We start from the raw sequence: 21,215 nt of genomic DNA, 5'->3' as shown, positions 1-21,215 counted from the left end.
CATACCCTGCTCCTATCGTTGGAATGCTGCAAATACAGGCTCCTGCGAGCTTTTCTCCAAAAAACTTGCCCTACTTATAATACGGTTCTCCGTGCTGTCTGTAATGGCAAGTTTTTATATTATGAAATTGGTTGGGACAACTTAGGAATCAATCAGCGTTAAGCATTGTTCAATTGCCTTACGCTTGCGGGGCTTAGGTGTCCGGTCAAAATAGCCGAGATGTAGAATACCAGCAATCCGTTCGTCCGGCTTAACTCCGACAGCACGGTGAAAGGCCGGGTTCCAATTGCATTCGTTGGTTTTCCACACAACCCCTATTTCCCGTTCCCAAGCGAGCAGCTGAATATTCTGAATGAGAGCAGCCGCAGCAGACAGCGCGTCCTCCCAATATTTCTGGCGGGGATCTGCATCGTAGGTAACGATAAGGTGGTCTGGTATGAGATTGCAATACTGGTTGCGCGCCCATTCTCCCCAGCGGTCCCTTACTTCATCTGAATAGGTAAGGCCCACCGCTTCAGCGAATTTCAGCCTGCCTTCTCCCATAAAGAGAATAAATCGCCACGGTTCTTTACGGGAATGATAGGGAGCCCATTGTGCATCGCGCAGAATGTCCATGAGGACATCTTTATCCAGCGGTTGACCGTTAAAATCACGTATCGTCCTTCGTTCCCTTATAACTCTAACCAATTCGCTAGATTTAGGGGTATTCCCATCTGTCATCATTTTGCATTCCCGCTAACGAGCATCGTTACTGCTTCCTTCATTGTCTCGCGAATAGTAACGATATCGGATCCGTAATACTTTTCCGTCTCTAGCTTGTGAACGCGTCCATGTTTGACTGCGGGGAGACCCTTCCATAGGCCCAGCTTTTCAATTTCCTCCATTGCCTGTTTGTCGTCTTCCTCATTACGAACGATAAGCAGCATATGATCCGCGGCATATTCATGAAGCTGCTCAAGCGATATTTCGATTGCTGAGCTAAACGGGTTTTTCGCTATTTCCGCCGTCACCGCCTCAGGGGCGTTCGCCTGCAATCCGCTGTGAAGCATATAGCCGCCGAAGTTTCGGTTCAGATATATGCGCAATCTTCCCTTTTCCACACGAACAATCGAGACAGTCTCCTTCCCCAGCGATTGTTTTAATTGCGTTCTTGCTGCATCGGCTTCCTCTTCATAGCCCTTAATCCATGCATCGGCTTCCGGCTCCTTGTTTACGAGGCTGGCTATTTTGGTGAAAATGTCGTAAATCGGGTCCTGATCAAAAGAAAGATAATAGACCGGCGCAATTTTACTGATTTGTTCCATTTGCTCTTTATAGATCTCATTAAAAACGGTTGGCGCCAAGATGAGGTCAGGCTCAAGCTCCAATATCTTTTCTACGTTCGGCGGGTCTCCAATCCGCTCTACACCCTTCATCTGATCGAGCGTATATACAATTTTATAACTATTGTCACCTGCACCAACGGGTATTACGCCAAGCTCCAGCAGTTCACTTGCAAATTCACCCGCAATGATTCGCTGCGGAGCAACAGGTATTTCTACTTCCCGTCCCAAATCATCCGTTACAACCTTTGTCGCTACTGAGCCTGTCTGTTGCGGCGTATCCGGCGCTGCATGGTTACTCATGTTTTCTTTCCCGGCATTGCCGCATGCCGAAATCATCAATAGCATGAACAATGCAACACCCGCAACTAGTATTGTCTTAGAGCCTCTAACTAACTGGACCATGGTTATCCTCCTGCTAAGTCTTTGATAGTGATAATGATTATCACTACAGATTTTACCCTAGTCCTTTTGCCGCCTCCATAGACCCTTATTGCATCCGGGATGGATAATTATGATGCCGGTGCCTCCTCATTAACTTCTCTGCAGCTTCATGCATTTGCATCGTGATCGAGACCGGATCATTGCTGAGCCATTTGCCCACATCCAGATGATGTATGTTCCCCCTGCGAACTGCGGGAAAATTACGCCAAGCTTCTGTCTGAGTAATCCCCTGCCACTGTTTATTCGCTCCGTCATCTGGCTGAACAACAACAAAGAGATGCTCCGCCTCAAAGAACGGCAATTCCTCGATCGTGATGACACTAGAATGAAAATGAACGTTGCATATGCATTGCATTGATATTTTTTCCGGTGGTGTTAATTGCAAAGAATGATATAGAGGATAACCCATATTAAGCATACCGTATACTTGCAGAAGCTGCTCTCTCACACGCAAAATCGCAACCCGCTCACCGCCCATGAATCCAAATAAGCGTGATCGCAGCACTGTACATTGCGTTTCATAACTCTCTACCCAAGCGAGAGCCTCCAGCTCCCGGTCAAGACCTTCAGCTACTGCAAACAATTGCTTATAAATGGGGTCTTCGAGAACATCAATCTTAATCACAGGAGCTACCTTAACCAACTGCTGCTCCAATAGGGGATTCGAGGTCACGATTGCATAAGGGGATAAGGCTAGAAGCTGGTTGATATCCAATTTCGGGGTTATATCAGGGCTAATGTTCAGGATCTGACTGGATTCAGGCACACGCAGATACCCATTTGTATGTTCCAGATTAACAGCAACCGGATCAACACCGAGTGCTTGGCAATGACCTAACCCTTCCAGTGCGATTACTCTGGGCCAAGCCTGCTTCTTAAAATGAGTGGGTGCGGCACCATACAATTGTTTGAAGCGGCGGCTAAAGTGATACGGATCCGAGTAACCCACCCTTCGGGCAATCTCGGCAATTGAATACTGCGAATGCTTTATAAGCTCCATGGCTTTCTCCATTCGTAATCCTGTTAAATAGCTAATGGGGCTTACTCCTTTGTATTTGCTAAACATTCTGGAATAGTGCTCTGGATTAAGCCCGGCAATGACCGCAAGCTGTTCACGTGAAATGGCCTCTTCAAAATGTTCTTCCATATGAACCACTGTTCTATTTATTTTATTCCTGGAATCCTGCACATGATGCGGATGAATACGTGGTTGCCCATGGGGCTTATCTGTAGATTCTTGTCCCGGCATGTTGGACCCCTCTCATATTAACTGAGAATTATTATCACCAATAAATTATAGCATATTTGCTTGCAAGCATTATTACGGCCGATGGTATCGGTGAAAACCTGGGCTGGGTATGTGACGAGAAAAACGCCGAGATGATGACAAAGAGCCTGTGGAATGACGCTCATAAAGGGATCAGAAATGAGATTGACTTCATCAATAAGACGGCAAATTAAGTGATCTATGTGATAGAACAGTCAGCAAAAAAGGTTCATCGCAGCAGTCAGCCGCGATGAACCTTTTCATAAGAACCAACTAAATGATAACAACTACATTAGAACTTTATAAAACCCGTAAGGCCTGGGAATTGACTTCCCGGAAATCCCGGAAAACCTGGAAATCCCGGATTTTCACCCTCTCCACCTTCTCCGCTTCCTTCGTCAGGCAAGATAAGCTCATAAGTCACATTTTGTGCCGGTACTAAGTTCATAGCATACTCATCAATTTCCGGTGCCCCGTCTAACACCTTCCATCCAATTCCAGTCACTCCTAATCCCCAGACAGATTTACTTGGAATCGTGAATTGTACGCCGAAACGATAGGTTTCCTCATTGATTAGCTTTTCTTCTTGTGTAAATGGATCAATGTAGATAAATTTCACTTTATATACATTTCTATCATAATATAGCTGGAGCGTCGTACTGCCATCTTCATCAACCACTCCACTGCTTATGGTTGCATAATCGGTACCCGTTCCTTCTAGAGAATAGAATCCAGAGTAGGTTTTATGGGTTGCAGTTACCGTGTCCCCTACTATTCCTTCTAGCTCTTCTGTATCCATTAATTCAAATGGAGCATCAATACCCGTACCTCTTTGATAATGCTCCACCGTATACTTTTGACGTTCTGCAGCCTCCGTCCACTGTGCAGTGTAGGTCAGATTTTCCGCTGGCATTTCACGATTCTCTGACGGAATTGCTGGTGACCAGCCTGTAAATGTATAACCTTCACGCGTTGGGTCAGATGGTATTTGATAAGGCATTCCTGCACTTAAATAGCTTTTTCCAGAAACACCATCAGCAAAAGTTCCTTCATTCGAATCAAACGTTAGCTCATATTTACGCTGTAGATATTGCCTCACTACAAGCTCATTTTTAGGACGTTCCGGATCTACTACAAATGTATAATCTGTTGGAAGACCCCAATCATCTGCTAACTCGTACTCATTGGGACTGTTATAATAGCCTGCCGCTTGGGTACGTGCATTGAACACTTTGTATGCAGTTGCCAGATAAATTTCACTGCCCACTTTCGAGAATTCTCCTTCGTAGCTGTCTCTTGAATAATATTCTACAAGTACCCTCATATCCTTCTTCAAATCGAAATAGGCCGTGTAGGTTTTCGGTGTAGCCGGAACAATATTATCCATTAATTCCCATCCAAGGAAAGTAAGACCTTTAATATTCGTCACATAGCTCGGAACATCCAAACTGGCCCCATACTTCATATATTCAATATATTGCGTTGCGGCAATTGGTACATCATCTGTTGCCTTCGAATAGTCAAGCTGGAAGGTTAGCTCGATCATTTCGCGTTTATATGAGTACTTGATTACAGTTGATCCGTCTGCCTTAATAACCACTTGAGTCTTTTGAGGCGTAATGAATCCTGGGATGTCTTTCGGACCTACTGAAGGTACAGCATTCGTTTTTCCTCTTAATTTTTCTGTATCAACTAATGTGTAGCCATCATCATATGAATTTTCAGTATAGGTTTCTACCAGATACGGCGTATCCGTAGCAGGTTGAAATGCAGCATAGAAATTAAGATCTTTGGCATCCATTACAGTTGGAAGCGGAACCTTCCAACCTATCGTTCCCAGGCTCTCATTATACCAGCCTATGAATGTATACCCTAGCTTGGTAGGATCCGGGATCTGTGGAATCGCCGACAAATATTTACCACTAATTTGCCGCATAATTCTCATATCAGAAATTGGTAATTTTTCATCAAGTTCCTTTAATGTCATCGTATAGCTGTCTTTAAGATTATCATATGAGACTGTATAGGTACGAGTCAGAGGATCAGAACCTAATGATGCGCTTGGCCCGTCATAAGTGATATATAATTCTGTATCATATCCGGTTTCATCATCACGATCAGGTGTGATAGTACGGTTGCGGGGATCATACCTGAAGTTGTCCCTATTCGAGAAACTGATTCTAAAGTAAGAAACATCTTGTGGAGAAGAAGTCAGTTCACCATCGTGTAAATCCATCTTATCCATCATAAAGTATTCAAGTGGTAATTGATAAGACGTCTTCCCAAACTCACCATGCATCTCTATCGGCTCAACATCATCCTGTTCGTAAGAGAAATCCATGATCGCGCTACGTGTACCCATTTCAAATAGAGGCTTCTCATAGGTCGTCGAGTAAGGTACGACCGAGAAGGTTCCCTTAAACGCCTGCGCAATAATTTTTATTTCTAAATACAGCCCGATCTCTGCATGATAAGCCCCTTTCATACTAGAAATCGCAGGTTTCCCTTCAGTCCTCTCATAATGATAATAGAAGAAGCCCCATAATTTTATATACCCTCCTAGCTCTGCTTGCACCCCTATACTATTAAGCTCCGTGGATAAGGCACCAACCTCTACCGTAAGACGAATCCCGGCTCTTAACCCTAATTCACCCATCGCATAGAAGGTAAAGTTATACTTTTCAGGTACAAGCGTAGTTTGAGAGTTACTAACCTCAGCTGCAATGATGCGCATATTGAAGCCATAGCGTTGACCATTTTCATACGTATATATAATTCCAACCGAGATATTAACCTTTGCACTAACTACGAACTCTGCCTTAAATACAATCTCAAAAATACCATTAACGACTCGCACTTGGGTCCTAAATATTTCTTGTGTAACGATATCAACCCAATCAATATCTTCATTGTCCAGGAAATCTGCATATAGATCCGGCAAGCTGTCTGAGATCTCATCAATTTCATTATCTGTGTACTTTTCAGACTCTTCCATAACCTTCTTAATTTGTCTGGCGACGTTAATAACATCATCACTATTCCAATCAATATCTTCCTCTTTCTCGAATAGACCGAGATTGGCATCGAATCTTACGGCCGTATACGTATATACATCAAGATTGGCATATACTGAATAATCGACGGGTATTGAGAAAAACCAGAATTCTTCCCAGTAAATATTCCCACCAGCACTAAGGTTAACTGAAAATTCTTGCTCAAATGTCCCTGTTAATTTAATTTTAATTTCGTGATTTGCACTAACCTCGATGGTTACCTCTGCTTCAATTTGTAAAGCGGCGCGGATACCTGTTTTTCCTTCGAAGTGGTTTAGGTTCGGTGAAATATCTACCTTTACTTGTTCAACAGATACTTCCACCTTTGAGCCGGCTATCTTCATCAAGCTAGTACCTGCAGCTGCATTTTCACTGAGATACTGAATATCGCTGTCGCTGAACTGGTTATCTACATTAAGCTCCTTAAAGCTGTCTGTTTGCAGTGCCATCGACGCAAGATAGCCTGAAGCGCGCTGTGCAAATCCGCTATCCATTGCTTCACTAGTCATCTCTGCTTGCAGTTGGGCAATGCTATCATCACTAAGCAGCTTTTCATTCTCTACTTTTTGATCTTTTTTATAATAATCGAATGAGCTGCGCATTGCTTCTTCACTAATAGCCTCATAAGTAATCGTATACGTATTATTAGCATGATTAACTGCTCTGATCTGTGCATAGTTGAGAAGCTGAGAGGCCTCACTCAATTCCCCTGTATAGAATGCGATGAAATCTCCTGGCTCGACGGTAAGATCTTCTTTGAAATTAAAGCCCGCATACTTTGCATCCGAGAAATCCATCGTTGATTCAGATATCGTGATTGAATTATTGTTCGGATCACCATCCGTATCCTCAGCAGCATTTACGGGTAAAACATCTGGTACAAAAATAATATCCGCTACATCTGGCGCGCCGTAGTGATACTCATTGCCATTTTTGATCGAAAAAATTTGGACGTAAGAAATGTTTCCTTCATCCTCTAACGGCGTGCTTCCATTATGCTCACTTGGATTAGCACCGTCATAAATGGCAACGGTATCTCCTACTTCGATCCCGCCACCCTCATGAATGAAGTAGCCATCCTGAAAGTCGTTTACGGTTGTTTCCGTAGTTCCCTTATTGATCTCATACGTATATAACGGGTTCGCAATAAACTTAGCCTGCTGACCATCTTGACTCATCAAAGACACTTCAGCTGCACTTATAAACTTCAGGTTTGAATTGAATTTAAGATTGTTAACTTCAGCCTTAGCTGTCGTAAAATCAACTTCCCTTGTGGATGAATCATATTCCGTATCGCCTTCTTTGAATACTAAAGCATCTTCAGTCAATACGAGCTTGAATGTACCTCCCTCAGGAAATTGCTTACTCTTGTTATTGGCAGTAATAATGTATTCATTATCCACCTTAGTTATGGAAATACCTGAATACTTCACAAAATCAAGATGCGTAGATGCACTAAACCTAATCGCATTCTTAATCATAGATTCTGTTAATTCTCCAGAGCTATCAACGACTTTAATTGAAAATGTGCTTGGTTGATCCAGCTTACTAATCACAGGTATACTTTGAACTTCGAGTGCTTGATCCGATAATCTTTCGAATTTGGCATATAGTGTCATGTCGCTGGTTACAATTGCATCTGAAGAAACCTCCGTAGTAAACTCACTATCCGTATACCAGCCTAGGAACGTGTAATTTTCTTTTTGCGTAGTTGGTAATTCGCCTAGTGAATGACCTGCAACAACGTACCTATTCGCTATAGCGGTTCCGCCATTTGTATTAAATGTAATGGTGAAGGTTCCGCTAGTTGATGTTGGAGATGGAGTTGGTGTTGGTGTAGATACCGGTGTGGATGTTGATGTAGATGCAGATGTTGATGTTAATGTCGGTGTTGATGTCGGTGTTGGTGTCGATGTGGATGTTGGGATCGCTGTGGATGCCGGTGAAGTGTTTTTCTTAATCACCTCATTACTGCGCATGACAAACGAAGCCGCTTCAGCACGAGTTGCATTGGAGGCTGGATTGAAATTACCGCTCCGGTCTCCATTGATTAGACCAGCTCTCCATAATGCCATTACAGCATCTCTTGCCCAGCTTGATACATTACGAATATCGCTTGGCTCTGTAATAATAGGATTCCCTGTTTGATAGTCGATGTTGAATTCCTCGAAATATCTAACCATAATAGTAGCCATTTGCTCTTTGGTCACCGTATTGTTTGGTGCAAACTTTCGATTGCCTATCCCTGTTACAATACCGTTCTCATTGGCCCATTCTACGTAAGGTGCATAATAAGAACCCGCGGACACATCCGTGAATGAAGAGGCTGAGGTGTATTTGGAAGAATCAATTCCTGCTGCACGTCCAAGAACAGTAACGAACATTGCACGTGTCATCGTGCCTTGTGGTGAGAAAGTGTGCTCCCCTGTACCTTGGAACAGGCCATTCTGATACACATAATTTGCTGCTTCGAAGAACCAATTGCCTTGCTTCACATCATTGAAAGAACTTGCTGTATTCCCATTCGTCAAATTCGGTGCGTCGGCAACCGGATTGATATTTTGCGCGATATTACTCCAGCCACTTGATAGCTCATTGGATGGAGGTAATTCCAACGATTCTATTCTAGATTTACTAGGATTGCTGGAATCACTAAAACTACTTGACCCGCTGAAACCATTCAGATCACTAGAGCTGCTCGTTTGCGCCGATGTCAAGCCTGGCGATACTAGGGAGACCAACAATAACACTGCAAACATTAAACTAATAATCCGTTTGTACAAAGACTATTCCCCCTAATAAATGAATTACATGAAAAAAAACGACTGACACCCTATGCAATGTCCAGCCTCTTGTGCATCCAATTGTTATATTCATTTATGTTAGCATAGCAATTTAACCCTCATCTGAAACTTAAAGAAAACTTTAACTTTAGCTTAAATAATGGAAGTAGAAATAGAGCGGAAATGATGTTCATCTAAAAAAAATAGCGGCAGAAGAGAGTTTATCTCTTCGCCGCTTACCGGGATACTCTGGATACAGGTCCATATTGAGAGGTGACTAATTATTATTTGAGCATTTCATTTCGGTAGCCCCTCTCCCTAATTAGAGCGTCTCAACCAATTTCTGAATCTTTGAGCGGGAAATTAAATATAAAGGACCCATTGTTTCTATTTTGCCGTCCTTTACACGTATAGCGCTCTCCTGTTCTGCCGCATAAACATCAATCTCTTCAGACAAGGGGAACAGGTAGCCTTGAACAAACGTGGCGTAGCCACGCTTAGAATGGGATTCATAGGCAAAATGATCAAAGCCAATCCCCTCATAAATCGTACTCGTTTCAACTTCATGACCAGTGTCATTCAAGCTTAACCATTGAGCAGACATGTTTAGCGCACCGGCGCTGGCACCCAGTATAACGGCATTGCTGTTCTTAATAACACCCGATAATTCATAATCCGCCAAAAAATCCTTCTGCAAAACAGGATACCCGCCGCATAATAAAATGACAGAAGCGTTGTGAATGAACCTCTGGGCATCCTCCTTCTGCATACGGTAATCAATGAAATGATATTCATCAAAAATAATGTTAGCCTGATTCAGCCATGTCCATTCAGAAAGTTCATCAAAGTTAATTGGCTCATCTGTGTAACCAGACGGGTCAGCGCTAATCATAACAAGCGATTGTCTGTCTTGTATATCCTCCTGCAAACAATGGACCAGCTTCTCTGGAAAAAAATGATTAAACCAACTGAAATAGTAGTGAGTACTCAAACTTAATTACCTCCATATGTATCATTTCTAGCGCACTTCTTAATTAGCCTCTTTAAAGCAGTTTAATTTAGCTTCAGCCGTCAGCATGGCACCGGTAAGAATAAGATTATTTCCGTCACTCCGGACCCTTGATCTGAAATACAGGCTGCGCACAAAATTTTTCCCGTTTACTCTGGCGACTCTCTGTGCGCGCGTATCCGGCCATTCCGTACATTGCGACAAGCTATGAATCCAGTCGGCAATCTCCTGCTGCGGAAGCAGCGCTTCGCTAATCATCGTGTCCACAATGCTGGCCATGCGCTCGTCTTCCTCCTCGTCAAAAATCCGGACACCGTTATGCAGCATCCCTGTAATCGCCCCCAGCACCTCGCGTTGCACTGCATTATCGCTTTCCGGACAGCGGATCAGCTCCTCCAGGGCATCCGCCCCGTGGGCCGCGGAATGAGCCCAGCCTTCAACTGCCAGATAACCGCGCAGGTCCTTCTCCTCCTGGTAGTAGCGAAGCAGCGAATGCTTTAGATGCCGGAACTCATCCGGAGTCAAGAATGAATTATTCCTGTGCCGCTGTACAATAAGAACGACAGGCAGAACCGCAAACGCCCTGGTGAGTACGCTATTGTCATCTTCGGTTCCAATCCGATAGAACAAATGCCGGTCATCCATCAGGACAGCCAAAAGATGCCGCATTTCCGCACAGGAGAACTTATTATCGCGCTTCAGCCATATGTGAAAAGTGGAATAGATATGCTCACGCAGCTCCGATTCCGGATCGCCAATATGGCGCAGCATCAGATTGGTAAAGTCTTGTAACCTTTCTCCCTCACGCAGGATATAGCGTTCCTCCTCCAAAGTTTGCAGCTTCCGTATCAGTTCTATTCGTGTGTTCTCCGTATCCCATTCATTGCAATCATTGTACACAATGCCGGCTTTCATTTAATCGTTTCACTCCTAGCCTAGTTATAGCGGACGTTATGTATTTCTCCCGCCGATATCCCTACTATAGAACACAATGACTGACACCAGGGCGTCAGTCATTGTAGGATAGAAGCATATTCTGCATATATTGCTGCAGCTCCGCCCGTAATTCACGAGGCTCCAGCAGCTCGCACTCCTTGCCGAAGCTTAGAATGAATTTCAGCAGACCCTCCTCATAAGGATAAGTATCCCTCACGAGATAGAAGCCGTCTTCACCCCGGCTAATCTTCTCTTTCTCAAAATACTCGGGAAGCTGCGCGCCAATTCGCGGAGTGAATCTGAGCACAACCTGTATGTCCCGCTGCGAATAGCTTTGCTTAATAACCTCGGCTATTTGGTCTTCCGGCAGCTCTCTTTTTGCAAAAGGCGGCCCCTGTCTGAGTTGCTTAATCCGCACGAGCTTGAATCTGCGGTAGTCCTCTCTGACCCGGCAAAAACCTATCACATACCAATCTCCGTGGCGAAAGTCAATCCAGCTTGGCTCTACCGTTCGCTCCAGATATTCCATATCCCTGTTGATATAGTCGAACACCAGCAGTCTGTTATCCGTGATGGCCTTGCTTATGATCCCAATGTATTCTTTAATTTCCTGCTCCATGCTGAAATGGGACATATCCAGAGTCAGCTTGTGCTTCTCGGGCTCCCGCTTATAGGTATGCTCAACCTTTAGCATGATGTCATTAAAAGCTTCGTTCCTGCCAAACAAGCCGTGTAAATTCTTCATTACAGCTACAAACGTATGAGCTTCATCCCGGTTTAAAAAGAGGCCGCTTATATTATAGCTGTCCATAATATAGTATCCTCCGCCCTTGCCGCTGGAGGAGGCAATTGGTATGCCGGCTTCGCTTATTTTTTCGATATCCCGGTAGATCGTCCGCAAGGATACCTCGAAATGCTCGGCAAGCTCCTTGCCCGTTACCGTACCTTTACCGGAGATAATCAGCAGCATGGAGAGCAATCGGTCGACTCGCATGATTGTGTGTGACGTCGGGTGACGTCTCCTCCTCTGGGTGAAGTAAGTGAATCATATATTCTCTTGCTTTAATGCATCAATAATATTCTCCTTTTTTACTTTAGCTCCGGAATAAACAACCGCAGAGCTGACAATGACAAATACACACACAATGACAGACAGAATGCTCATCCAGGGCAGGGTGAACCCATAGCTGAATTTGTTCGCAAATGCTTTATAGATCAGAACCATCACGGCGAAACTGACAGGAAGCCCATACAAGAGCGACTTGACCCCATAAAAAACACTCTCATAGTTCAGCATTTTTGCAAACCCCTTTGGCGTCGCGCCTACGGATTTCAGCATCGCAAATTCCCGTTTGCGAAGAGCCAGCCCTGTTGAGATCGTATTAAAGATGTTCGCAACGGAAATCGCAGAGATTAATACGATAAAACCGTAAGAAAAGACGTTCATCAGCAGAATCTGTTGTTCTTCTCTTATTCTGGATTGATATACATTGTAGACATTCAGATTGGTCTCATTCATCGCTTCAATTTCCTGCTGCGTTTTCACCGGTTCCGTGCTTTTCAAATGGAGGTACATCGAAGCGTTAGCCAGCTCCTCGCCGTCTGCCAGCCGATTCATGACGCGTTCCGACACGATCATATTTAACCCGCCTACGCCTACCGGGCTCATCCCCATCGGTGCCTTATCCGTCAATGCGGCAAATATCACTTTATTTGCCTTCGTTTCTTCCCCGCTCTCATTAAAAAAACTCGTTAGCTCGATATGTTGACCGATATTCGCATATATGGACTTCGTCTGAATATATTTACCCGTATCTATATCTTTGTAATGAATCGTATCCATCACGATTGCGGCGGGATGATCCAGATCCGTAAGCTGTTCGTAATCTGCGTGAGCCGCTCTGGCATAGGCTTGCAGGCTCGAATCATTCAGTGCATAGAGCTTAATTTCGTAAGGGTATTTCCCGTCTTGCAGCATACTCTTATCCTGCTTAACCTTCTCTTGCAACTCGTCGGCGATGCTTGCTGCATCGACCCAAGCGTTCCTGACTAACTCATGACTGACGCTGTATTCCGTGACACCATCCAGAGATACAAGCGATTGCATCAACCGGTCATCTAGTCTTTCGCCATTACTGGACGACACTTCAATATCGTAATTGATGCCTTCCAGCGACAATGCCAGAGATTGTGTCAGGCCAGTCGTGAAAAACGATATCGTCAAAAACAAAACGATGCTGATGACCAGCGAAAAAAGAATAACATGATATCTTCGTTTGTTCCTTTTTAAGTTTTTCAGCCCGATTTCTGCTTCGATTCCAAAGAGCTTACGAATGATCTTCGACGTCTTCACTGCTTTGGCCGTAAGCTTTACGTCGGTGGTTTGGCGAATCGCGTCCATGGGAGATACCCTGGATGCTTTAATCGCCGGGAGATACGCCGAAACGAAAATCGTCAGCATCGAAACAAGACAAGTAATCAAGAGCAATAACGGCGTGACGATAAGCCTCAGCTTTTCACTAGTCCATAATGCTCCTTCAATCATTGTGTTCATGAACGAAAAGGTGATTCCGATTCCGGCAAGACCGCATAAGATGCCAATGGGAATGCTGATCAAACCAATGACGATACCTTCAAAAAATACGGAATTTCGCTTCTGCCTTTTCGTCGCCCCCACGCTCGCGAGCATCCCTAAATGGCGGGAACGTTCCGAGACGGATATCGCAAAAGCGTTATAGATGAGCCCAACCGAGCCAATTATAATGGCCCCCATAATGATTGCCGATAATGAGAACATCATGCTGGATGAGGCTCCGCTGCTGGACAAGCCATAATAACGAAGCAAATCGTTATTATATTGGACAGTGTCAATTTGGTTTTTCTCAGCCAGCTTCTCTGCATGTGCGAACAAGAACGGATTGACCTGCTGCAAGACCACCGACGCATCGACCCGATCGTCCCCCCCGATGATATGATCATCGACATAGCTAATGATCGTATAACCCGGGGCTCGAGCCGGTTCCGACACCGGAGGTTTAATGAAGCCTACCACCGTATAATCCTTAATTATGCTATGCTGTAATGTCTCGGTCAATGTGCCGTCTTCCCTGCGCAGCGGTTCCGTCTGATCCAGGGGATGATCGCCCCCTTGTTCGAATCGGTCGCCGACGCGAAGCGTTAGACGGTCGCCGATTTCGTACTTCACTTTGCCATTTGTTGCAACAGACTCGGAGATCACAACCTCCTTGTCCGTGTGCGGAAGACGCCCCTTGCTTATTTCAATCTGAAATTGTGTGAACCCTTGCACATCATATTCCTTAATGAACAAGTACGGCTTATTGGAATTTTGTCCCCCTTCTAATGGGGCATATCCAAGGTCTCTTGTGATTGCAACCGTTTTGGTTGCATCATCGCCCTGTATCGCCGCAAGCTGTTCCTTGGTTATATCTTGATACTGAATATGCCACTCCCCTGTATCTGTGATCGTTTGTCTGATCATTAAATCCGCAAAGGAAAAAATTAGCGTAATGACAGCGGTCATCATGGATACCGAAATAATTACGCCAAGAATAGTCACAAGTGTTCGTCTCTTGTTCTGCTTCAGATGCCGGATGGTTAATGTATTGACAATATTCATCGCCTTATCACCTCGTCTTTGGCAATCCTCCCATCTTCAATTGAAATGATTCTGTCGGCTTGCAGGGCGATCCGTTCGTCATGAGTGATTACGAGCAGGGTCTGATGATAGGTCTTATTCAGCATTTTCAATAAATCGACGATCTCGTTGCTATTCCTGCTGTCCAGATTCCCGGTGGGTTCGTCGGCCAGCATGATCGCAGGATTGCCGATGATCGCCCTGCCAATCGAGACACGCTGCTGCTGTCCGCCGGATAGCTGATTCGGCAGATGGTTTAATCGATGCTGCAAATTCAACGTATTCACAAGATCAGCCAATTGCTTTTGATCTACCTTTTGTTGATCCAGCAAGAGCGGCAGCGTAATATTCTCTTCCACCGTCAGGACGGGAAGCAGATTGAAAAACTGGTAGATCAGCCCGATTTGCCTGCGTCTGAAGATGGCCAGCTGCGTTTCGTCCAAGGTATACATATCCGTATCCTGAACATACACTTTCCCGCCAGTCGGTCGATCCACACCGCCCAGCATATGAAGGAGTGTCGATTTCCCCGATCCGGAAGGTCCGATAATTGCGACGAATTCACCTTTATGGACCGAAAAGGAAACATCATCAAGCGCCTTCACCGCCGATTCGCCTGTGCCGTATATTTTGGACAAATTTTCAATTGTTAAAATCTCCATTGTCATCCCACTTCCCTAGATGCTCAATTCCAGGTATATACCATCTCTTTATATCCAACATCCCAAAGGGTTTCATTCCCCTCAATGGTTATCTTAAGCTCATTAGCCCCGGTGAGATGAAGGATCCTATTATCCGGCTCATGGAGCTGATCTTCTGCAGATACAGACAGGAGCTCATGCCCGTCAACGGTAACCTTAATGCTGCCCTGGAAATCCTTATGATCAGGAATTCCATAATTCAAGCTAAGATACAGCTCTCCCTTATTGCCTAGCGAATACGTATATGTTTCCTTCTTTTTACCTTCAATGCCATACACATTATATTGGGGTGTCACGTCTTGACCGCCAATCTTAAGACTGTCCTGTTTGGTTCCCGTTACTCGATTTCCGTTACTATCTTTCCATTCGTTTATCGCTACAAAAGGGCCCACCTCTTTGGTGAACACTTGATCAACTACTCCGAAGACCCCCCACACGCCGATCATTAAGACAGCACTGGCAATTCCCGTAGCAGCGATATTTCTCCAGTAGTTTTTTGTACGGAAGCCAATCTTGTACGCCCCGAATCCAATAGCAGCGCCCAATGAGTTCTGTATGACGTCGTTCATGTCAAAGCTGCCGAGGAATGTTAGTGCCTGGATGGTCTCCACCACAAGAATGGACAGGATAAACCCTGTCATGAAGCGAACAAAGCTGGTGCGGTATAACAACGGAAACAGTATGCCAAAAGGTATGAAGGCTGCAAAGTTTCCAATACCCACCAAGTCCATCAGTGTCGGATGTAGAAGATCGGAAAGACCCGGCACCCTAAAAAAACCGTCCGGCAAAAAAATAAAGGTGTACTGACTGATTTGATCTACCTTATCCGCTCTGCCGAAAGCAAAAAGCATAAAATAAAGAATAATCAGGGCGTAGCCTATCGTGATAATAAAAGTAATCTTGCGCTGCTGCTTCATTTGCATGGTTGTACCTCCATTGTTCATCTGATGAATATCATTTTATCTGTCCAAAATGACTTTACAGTGACGTTGGAGGTGACAGTTCAGTCACTTACGGAGTGCTGTTAAATCACATGCTTATAAAATTTGATCCGAAACTCTGTACCCCTCCCGCTGTCGCTCGTTACATCAATCACGCCGTTCTGGCTTGCAATGATGCTGTGAGCCATCGCAAGCCCTATACCGATGCTTCCTTCATTAGCATTTTTTCCTTTATAAAAACGTTTGAAAATATAAGGCAAATCCTCTTTCGGAATGCCCTCTCCGTTGTCAGCAATAACGATTTCCGTAAATAGCACGTTGTCGGAAAATGTGATGGTAATCGCACCGCCCTCAGGTGTATGCTCCACTCCATTTTTCAAAATATTGATAACCGCTTCAGCAGTCCAACGGAAATCGCCGGCAAAAGAGACGTTGTCATCCCCTGTGATGGAAACGGTCTGTCCCTTAATATCCATCGGAATCATAACCGGCTCCAGTGCCTTTTCGATTAGGGTTCCCATGTGTATTCGATCTTTTTTGAACGGGATAGTTCCCGCTTCCATTTTCGCTAGCTTTAATAAGGATGAAACAAGCCAATCGATCCGTTCAAGCTGAATGCGAATATGATGGGTGAACTCCGTTCTTTTGAGTGAAGGCAGATCAGGGGCACTTAACAGATCTGCCATGACTGTCATAGAGGTGATCGGTGTTTTGAGCTGATGTGAAATATCGGAGATGGCATCGGTCAGTTGAAGCTTATCCCGCTGCAATAGCGAACGATGCTCGGAGAGCATGCGTGTCACCTTGTAAATATCATTCTTTAAGATGCTAAGCTCACCTTCTTGATTATCGCGAGGGTCAAGGGAGGCCTGGCCGCTGCTAATTTCCCGCAAATAGACGGACAGCTTCTCTAGCTCGTAATATCTCCGTTTTGTGAATAATAAAGCTGTGCCGGTAAGCAGCACGGATACAATAATAACCAGGGCTGCGGTGACAGACGAAATGAAAGCAGCAATGACGATCGCCGATAAGCTGATCGAACCCATGACGAGTAATAATATTTGATTTTCCCGATTGCGCAGCATCTAATCACCAACCTTATAGCCTAAACCGCGTACCGTTTTGATCAGAGCCGGCTGCTCTGGATTATCCTCCAGCTTTTCCCTTAGCCTTTTGATATAGACCGTTAACGTGTTGTCATTCACGAAGTCCCCGGCCACGTCCCAGATTTGCTCCAAGAGCTGATTCCTGGTGAGGACCTGTCCAACGTGGTTGCCAAAGATCAGCAATAAGCGGTATTCCAAGGCGGTTAGCGAAATTTCGGCACCGTTTTTATATACTTTGCCTTCCAGCGTATGGATGCGCACATTGTCAATGTCAATGACCGCTCCGGCATGGGACAGCTTCTGGTATCTCCGCAAGACGGACTTGATCCGGGAGAGAAGCTCGCGAACCCGAAAAGGTTTGGTAATGTAATCATCGGCTCCCATATCGAGTCCCATCACGACATTGACCTCATCATCAATCACTGTTAAGAAAATGACCGGGATATCGCGTCGTTCCTTCACCATCTTGCATAATTCATAGCCAGTTCCGTCTGGAAGCTGTAAATCGAACAGGCACAAAGTGAACTGATCGATGTCTTCGGCGAGCACCTTTCGGGCTGAAGCGGCATCATGGCAGAGAACGGTCCAATAACCCTCTTGCTGCAGCGAATATTCCAGTCCCGACGCGATCGTCTTATCATCTTCAACTAATAATATTTTCATCTGAAGGTCATCCTTATGATTGATTTTAGAACATTTAATGAATTCCACGACTACACAATCTCTTTGAGTCATTTAATTTACCTGATGCCATATTAATGACTTTCACAACTCTGAAGGGGCAAGATAGGGACAAAAAACACCCCACAACGCTAAAGATATTCTTTGCTCAGATTTATATCGCTTTTGTCGCGGACAGTCATAACCTGAACTTTATTATGGTCAGCATAACATTTAGCCTGAACCGCTTCTTACGACCTCATTTGCCCTGTTGTCTGTTCAATCTATTCTTATTCCAATATTACCGAACTGCTCCCCCTTCTGCATTCTGTGAAATGCCTGAACTGTATCTTGTAAAGGATATACTCGATCAATGATAGGACGAAGCAAGTGGCGTTCCATAAATTGAAGCATAGCAGCAAATTCTTCACTACTTCCCATGGAGGTACCAATGATACTAATTTGGGGAAAAAATATGGACCGCATCGGGATCTCCATTCGATCTCCCGAGCTTGCCCCAAACGTGACAATACGGCCACCCGGTTTAATAATGTCAAAGTAATGTGGGAACGTCGCAGGTCCGATGCTGTCGAGGATGAGATCGACGGTGTCTCCATCCATACTTTCCCTCCAATCGCTATGACTGTCAAATGCATGGTCGGCCCCATTAATGAGTGCAGCTTGTCTTTTCGTTTCACTACGTGATGTCACACTAACACGCGCACCCACCGCTGAAGCCATCTTCATGGCATAAGTCGCAACACCACCACCAATGCCAGGAATAAGGACGTGTTCACCTTGCTGTAAGCGGCCTCTCGTGAACAGAGCTCGATAGGCCGTCAAGGCGGACAGGGGTAGCACACCCGCTTCTTCCCAGGACAGGTAAGCTGGCTTGCTGATGACATTTTGCGCAGGAATGATGATAGACTCGGCGAATGTACCATCTGAAGGACCTCCTACAATGGCTGGAACATACGGAACATTATCGGCGGATTCCCATCCGATACATGGATTAATGATGACATCGGCACCTAATGGATGGCTGAATACGCCTTCACCTACTGCTTCTATCCTGCCCGCGCCATCAGAACCAATAACCAGAGGGACATCCTGTTCTGTTCGATCTGCCATGATGAACAAGTCCCTATGGTTCAGCCCTGCAGCCTCTATCCTTACTTTTACTTCGCCAACCCCCGGCTTTTGGTCCCTAATATCTTTATATTTCAAGCCCTTCAGGCCACTTTGTCCAGCATGTACAATTGCTTTCATCTTGATTACTCCCTTAAGTCGTTATTAATGAATCTATATTGAATTGTACATAAAGGATATAATCCAGTAAAATGATCAAAACTGAAGGCGACTATCATAAAGAATTATACCAGGCAGGTGACATGGAAATGGAAAGTGGAGATTTAAAAATATTTCAAGCTGTTGCTCGCGAGGGCACCATAACGAAGGCCGCGCAAGTCTTGAACTATGTGCAGTCCAATGTGACGAACCGGATTCAGTACCTTGAGGCTGAGTTGAAGCTCCCTCTTTTTCGTCGATCCAATCGGGGGATGACGTTAACGCCGGCAGGTGAGAACTTGCTGGAGTATACGGATAAAATACTGACTCTGATGGACGAGGCTGTGAAATCCACACAATACTCGGAGCATCCTGCGGGCCTTCTCCGCTTAGGTTCCATTGAAACGACAGCAGTTATTCATCTGACTCCTCTTCTGACCAAGTATCACTTACGATATCCCGATGTCAAACTATCGCTCATCACTGGCGAAACGCATGGTCTCTTACAAAAGGTGCTTGATTACGAACTAGATGGAGCCTTTGTCTATGGACCCATTGACCAGCTTGATATAGAACATGTTGTGGCTTTCAACGAGGAGTTGGTGCTGATCTCGGAACCGGGTAAGAGTGACATGCGCGAATTGCTTACGAAGCCGATGTTGTTCTTCGACGTTGGATGTACACATCGCGCAAAAGCTGAGAAATTCCTAGGAGAAAGCGGGATGAGCTCTTATCAGATTATGGAGTTTGGAACGTTAGAAGTAATTCTAAGTGGTGTAGCCGCTGGATTCGGCGTGTCTATGCTGCCACAATCGTCAATTACCAAGGCGGAAGAGGCGGGTCAAATATCTTCCCATCGTCTTCCTGAAGGGTACCGGGACTTGCATGTATGGTTTGTACATCGCCGGAATTCCATTTTCTCCAGTGCGTTGTCAAGATTATTCCAAATGATTCAACAGCCATAGACATGCCTAACCTACTGAATAAGAAGTGGTGGTAGACCAACATCAGCAACTTCCATTACTTCGTTTTTTTCAAGATCTCTATTTCATGTTGTCTCATCTGTTGTTTTGAACAAGCATACTGTTAAAGAGCCAGCGAAAGTTCCAGCTGAAATACTGGGGCAGATGCCAATCCTCATAGCCTTTTAATACCCCTTGTTCCAGCCAGTAAGACTCTGATTTCCCGCTTTTTACAGCTCCAGAAACATAAGTGATCGTTTTCTCCAAAAATTGTATGACATCCGTGATTCGATCTGAATTAGATACATCTCCATGTCCCGGAACGACAGTATTGACCTTGAGGTCTTTTTGAATGCGTTTAAGGATGCGTATCCAAGCGTATGGATTACCGTAGGGTATGACCGGAATGGTCTTAGTCGATATTAAATCACCAGCGATCAAGGTTTGCTCTTCTGGAACGTACACAACACCATCACTTAAAGAATGACCGCCTCCGTAAGATAAAACTTCGATTGATCGCTTTGTTCCTTGAATAACGAGTTTATCGTCAAAAGTTATCGTGGGGATCACCCTGCATAGGGAAGGGATGGCATCATAAAGGGCCCGCTGTACCGAAAGATCATAGTCGATTTCAGTTAGCATGTGGGGATCTCTTTGCTTTGAACGTACATGATTTAGGCTAGTCATTAACTTTTGAATGTTTTGCTGCATGAAATCAACATTCACTTCACCCATATCTGATAGCAAATCTCTTGTCCATACAGTAGATATAAATTCGCTTTTCATAAATTCCTGATTGCCGTTGACATGATCTCCATGAAAATGTGTATTCACTACATATTTAACCGGTTTGTTTGTTAGTTGTTCAGCAGCATGACGTAACAAAGCACCAGAATGCGGCAGGTTGGTTGTATCCACTACAACGGTTAAATCCCCAAGATCAATAATTGCTGCATTCCCCAGAGAACCGCTGCCTGGAACCGAAATAGCACCCCAGATCCCTTCCGCTGCTTGTTGAATCGTGAAATATTCGTTGTTCATTGTTACACCCCTTAGTGTTTGTTCCTGTATTTCAATTCGTAAAGTTAA

At 44.7% G+C, this 21,215-nt stretch carries 16 protein-coding genes; 2 read left to right on the top strand and 14 right to left on the bottom strand.

Annotated features, from left to right (window positions below; translation table 11 throughout):
* Positions 1-141: 141 nt before the first annotated feature.
* From NYE33_RS04550 to NYE33_RS04540, 3 genes are all read right to left on the bottom strand, one after another.
* Positions 142-687 carry a nitroreductase family protein gene (locus NYE33_RS04550; protein WP_341064875.1) on the bottom strand — a complete coding sequence of 182 codons (546 nt, stop codon included), beginning with the start codon at positions 685-687 and terminating at the stop codon, positions 142-144.
* Between the two features lie 32 nt (positions 688-719).
* Positions 720-1,727 (bottom strand): ABC transporter substrate-binding protein, encoded by a 1,008-nt coding sequence (locus NYE33_RS04545; protein WP_076243710.1) that lies wholly within the window; start codon positions 1,725-1,727, stop codon positions 720-722.
* Between the two features lie 85 nt (positions 1,728-1,812).
* Complete coding sequence (locus NYE33_RS04540) at positions 1,813-3,015, bottom strand: AraC family transcriptional regulator (protein WP_076243711.1); 1,203 nt, start codon at positions 3,013-3,015, stop codon at positions 1,813-1,815.
* 56 nt (positions 3,016-3,071) lie between these two features.
* Between NYE33_RS04540 and NYE33_RS04535 the strand changes: the two genes are divergently transcribed.
* A complete protein-coding gene (locus NYE33_RS04535; RefSeq protein ID WP_341064873.1) occupies positions 3,072-3,227 on the top strand; it encodes a hypothetical protein in 156 nt (51 codons plus the stop codon).
* A gap of 98 nt (positions 3,228-3,325) precedes the next feature.
* Here NYE33_RS04535 and NYE33_RS04530 read toward each other — a convergent pair whose 3' ends face one another.
* The 10 genes from NYE33_RS04530 to NYE33_RS04485 form a co-directional block, all read right to left on the bottom strand.
* Positions 3,326-8,869: an S-layer homology domain-containing protein gene (locus tag NYE33_RS04530; protein ID WP_341064869.1), complete on the bottom strand. Its 5,544-nt coding sequence runs from the start codon at positions 8,867-8,869 to the stop codon at positions 3,326-3,328.
* Positions 8,870-9,191: 322 nt separating this feature from the next.
* Positions 9,192-9,860: a cyanophycinase gene (locus NYE33_RS04525; RefSeq protein ID WP_341064867.1), complete on the bottom strand. Its 669-nt coding sequence runs from the start codon at positions 9,858-9,860 to the stop codon at positions 9,192-9,194.
* 39 nt (positions 9,861-9,899) lie between these two features.
* Positions 9,900-10,793: a DUF2785 domain-containing protein gene (locus tag NYE33_RS04520; protein ID WP_336103698.1), complete on the bottom strand. Its 894-nt coding sequence runs from the start codon at positions 10,791-10,793 to the stop codon at positions 9,900-9,902.
* Between the two features lie 94 nt (positions 10,794-10,887).
* Positions 10,888-11,808 (bottom strand): helix-turn-helix transcriptional regulator, encoded by a 921-nt coding sequence (locus tag NYE33_RS04515; RefSeq protein ID WP_336103699.1) that lies wholly within the window; start codon positions 11,806-11,808, stop codon positions 10,888-10,890.
* Between the two features lie 51 nt (positions 11,809-11,859).
* Positions 11,860-14,451, bottom strand: coding sequence for an FtsX-like permease family protein (locus NYE33_RS04510; RefSeq protein ID WP_341064866.1), 2,592 nt, complete (start codon positions 14,449-14,451; stop codon positions 11,860-11,862).
* The gene (locus NYE33_RS04505; RefSeq protein ID WP_042140563.1) at positions 14,448-15,131 is read right to left on the bottom strand and encodes an ABC transporter ATP-binding protein; all 684 of its coding nucleotides are present in this window, start codon (positions 15,129-15,131) and stop codon (positions 14,448-14,450) included. Before NYE33_RS04505 ends, NYE33_RS04510 begins: the two co-directional genes overlap by 4 nt.
* A 23-nt stretch (positions 15,132-15,154) precedes the next feature.
* Positions 15,155-16,093: a VanZ family protein gene (locus NYE33_RS04500; protein WP_042140564.1), complete on the bottom strand. Its 939-nt coding sequence runs from the start codon at positions 16,091-16,093 to the stop codon at positions 15,155-15,157.
* A gap of 101 nt (positions 16,094-16,194) precedes the next feature.
* Positions 16,195-17,196 carry a sensor histidine kinase gene (locus NYE33_RS04495; RefSeq protein ID WP_042140565.1) on the bottom strand — a complete coding sequence of 334 codons (1,002 nt, stop codon included), beginning with the start codon at positions 17,194-17,196 and terminating at the stop codon, positions 16,195-16,197.
* Positions 17,197-17,880, bottom strand: coding sequence for a response regulator transcription factor (locus NYE33_RS04490; protein ID WP_042141824.1), 684 nt, complete (start codon positions 17,878-17,880; stop codon positions 17,197-17,199). It abuts the gene before it with no gap.
* Between the two features lie 276 nt (positions 17,881-18,156).
* The gene (locus NYE33_RS04485; protein WP_042140566.1) at positions 18,157-19,146 is read right to left on the bottom strand and encodes a zinc-binding dehydrogenase; all 990 of its coding nucleotides are present in this window, start codon (positions 19,144-19,146) and stop codon (positions 18,157-18,159) included.
* Positions 19,147-19,274: 128 nt separating this feature from the next.
* Here NYE33_RS04485 and NYE33_RS04480 point away from each other — a divergent pair, with 128 nt between their 5' ends.
* Positions 19,275-20,129: a LysR family transcriptional regulator gene (locus NYE33_RS04480; protein ID WP_042141825.1), complete on the top strand. Its 855-nt coding sequence runs from the start codon at positions 19,275-19,277 to the stop codon at positions 20,127-20,129.
* Positions 20,130-20,222: 93 nt separating this feature from the next.
* On the opposite strand, the gene NYE33_RS04475 is transcribed toward NYE33_RS04480, so the two are convergent.
* Entirely contained in the window at positions 20,223-21,167 is a 945-nt protein-coding gene (locus NYE33_RS04475) for an MBL fold metallo-hydrolase (protein ID WP_042140567.1), read from the bottom strand.
* Positions 21,168-21,215 lie beyond the last annotated feature (48 nt).

The organism is Paenibacillus sp. FSL R10-2199 (genome assembly GCF_038000235.1).
GTDB lineage: Bacteria > Bacillota > Bacilli > Paenibacillales > Paenibacillaceae > Paenibacillus_AQ > Paenibacillus_AQ phytohabitans.
Note: the sequence above shows the minus strand (reverse complement) of the source record. Positions and strands in the feature narration are given on the sequence as shown.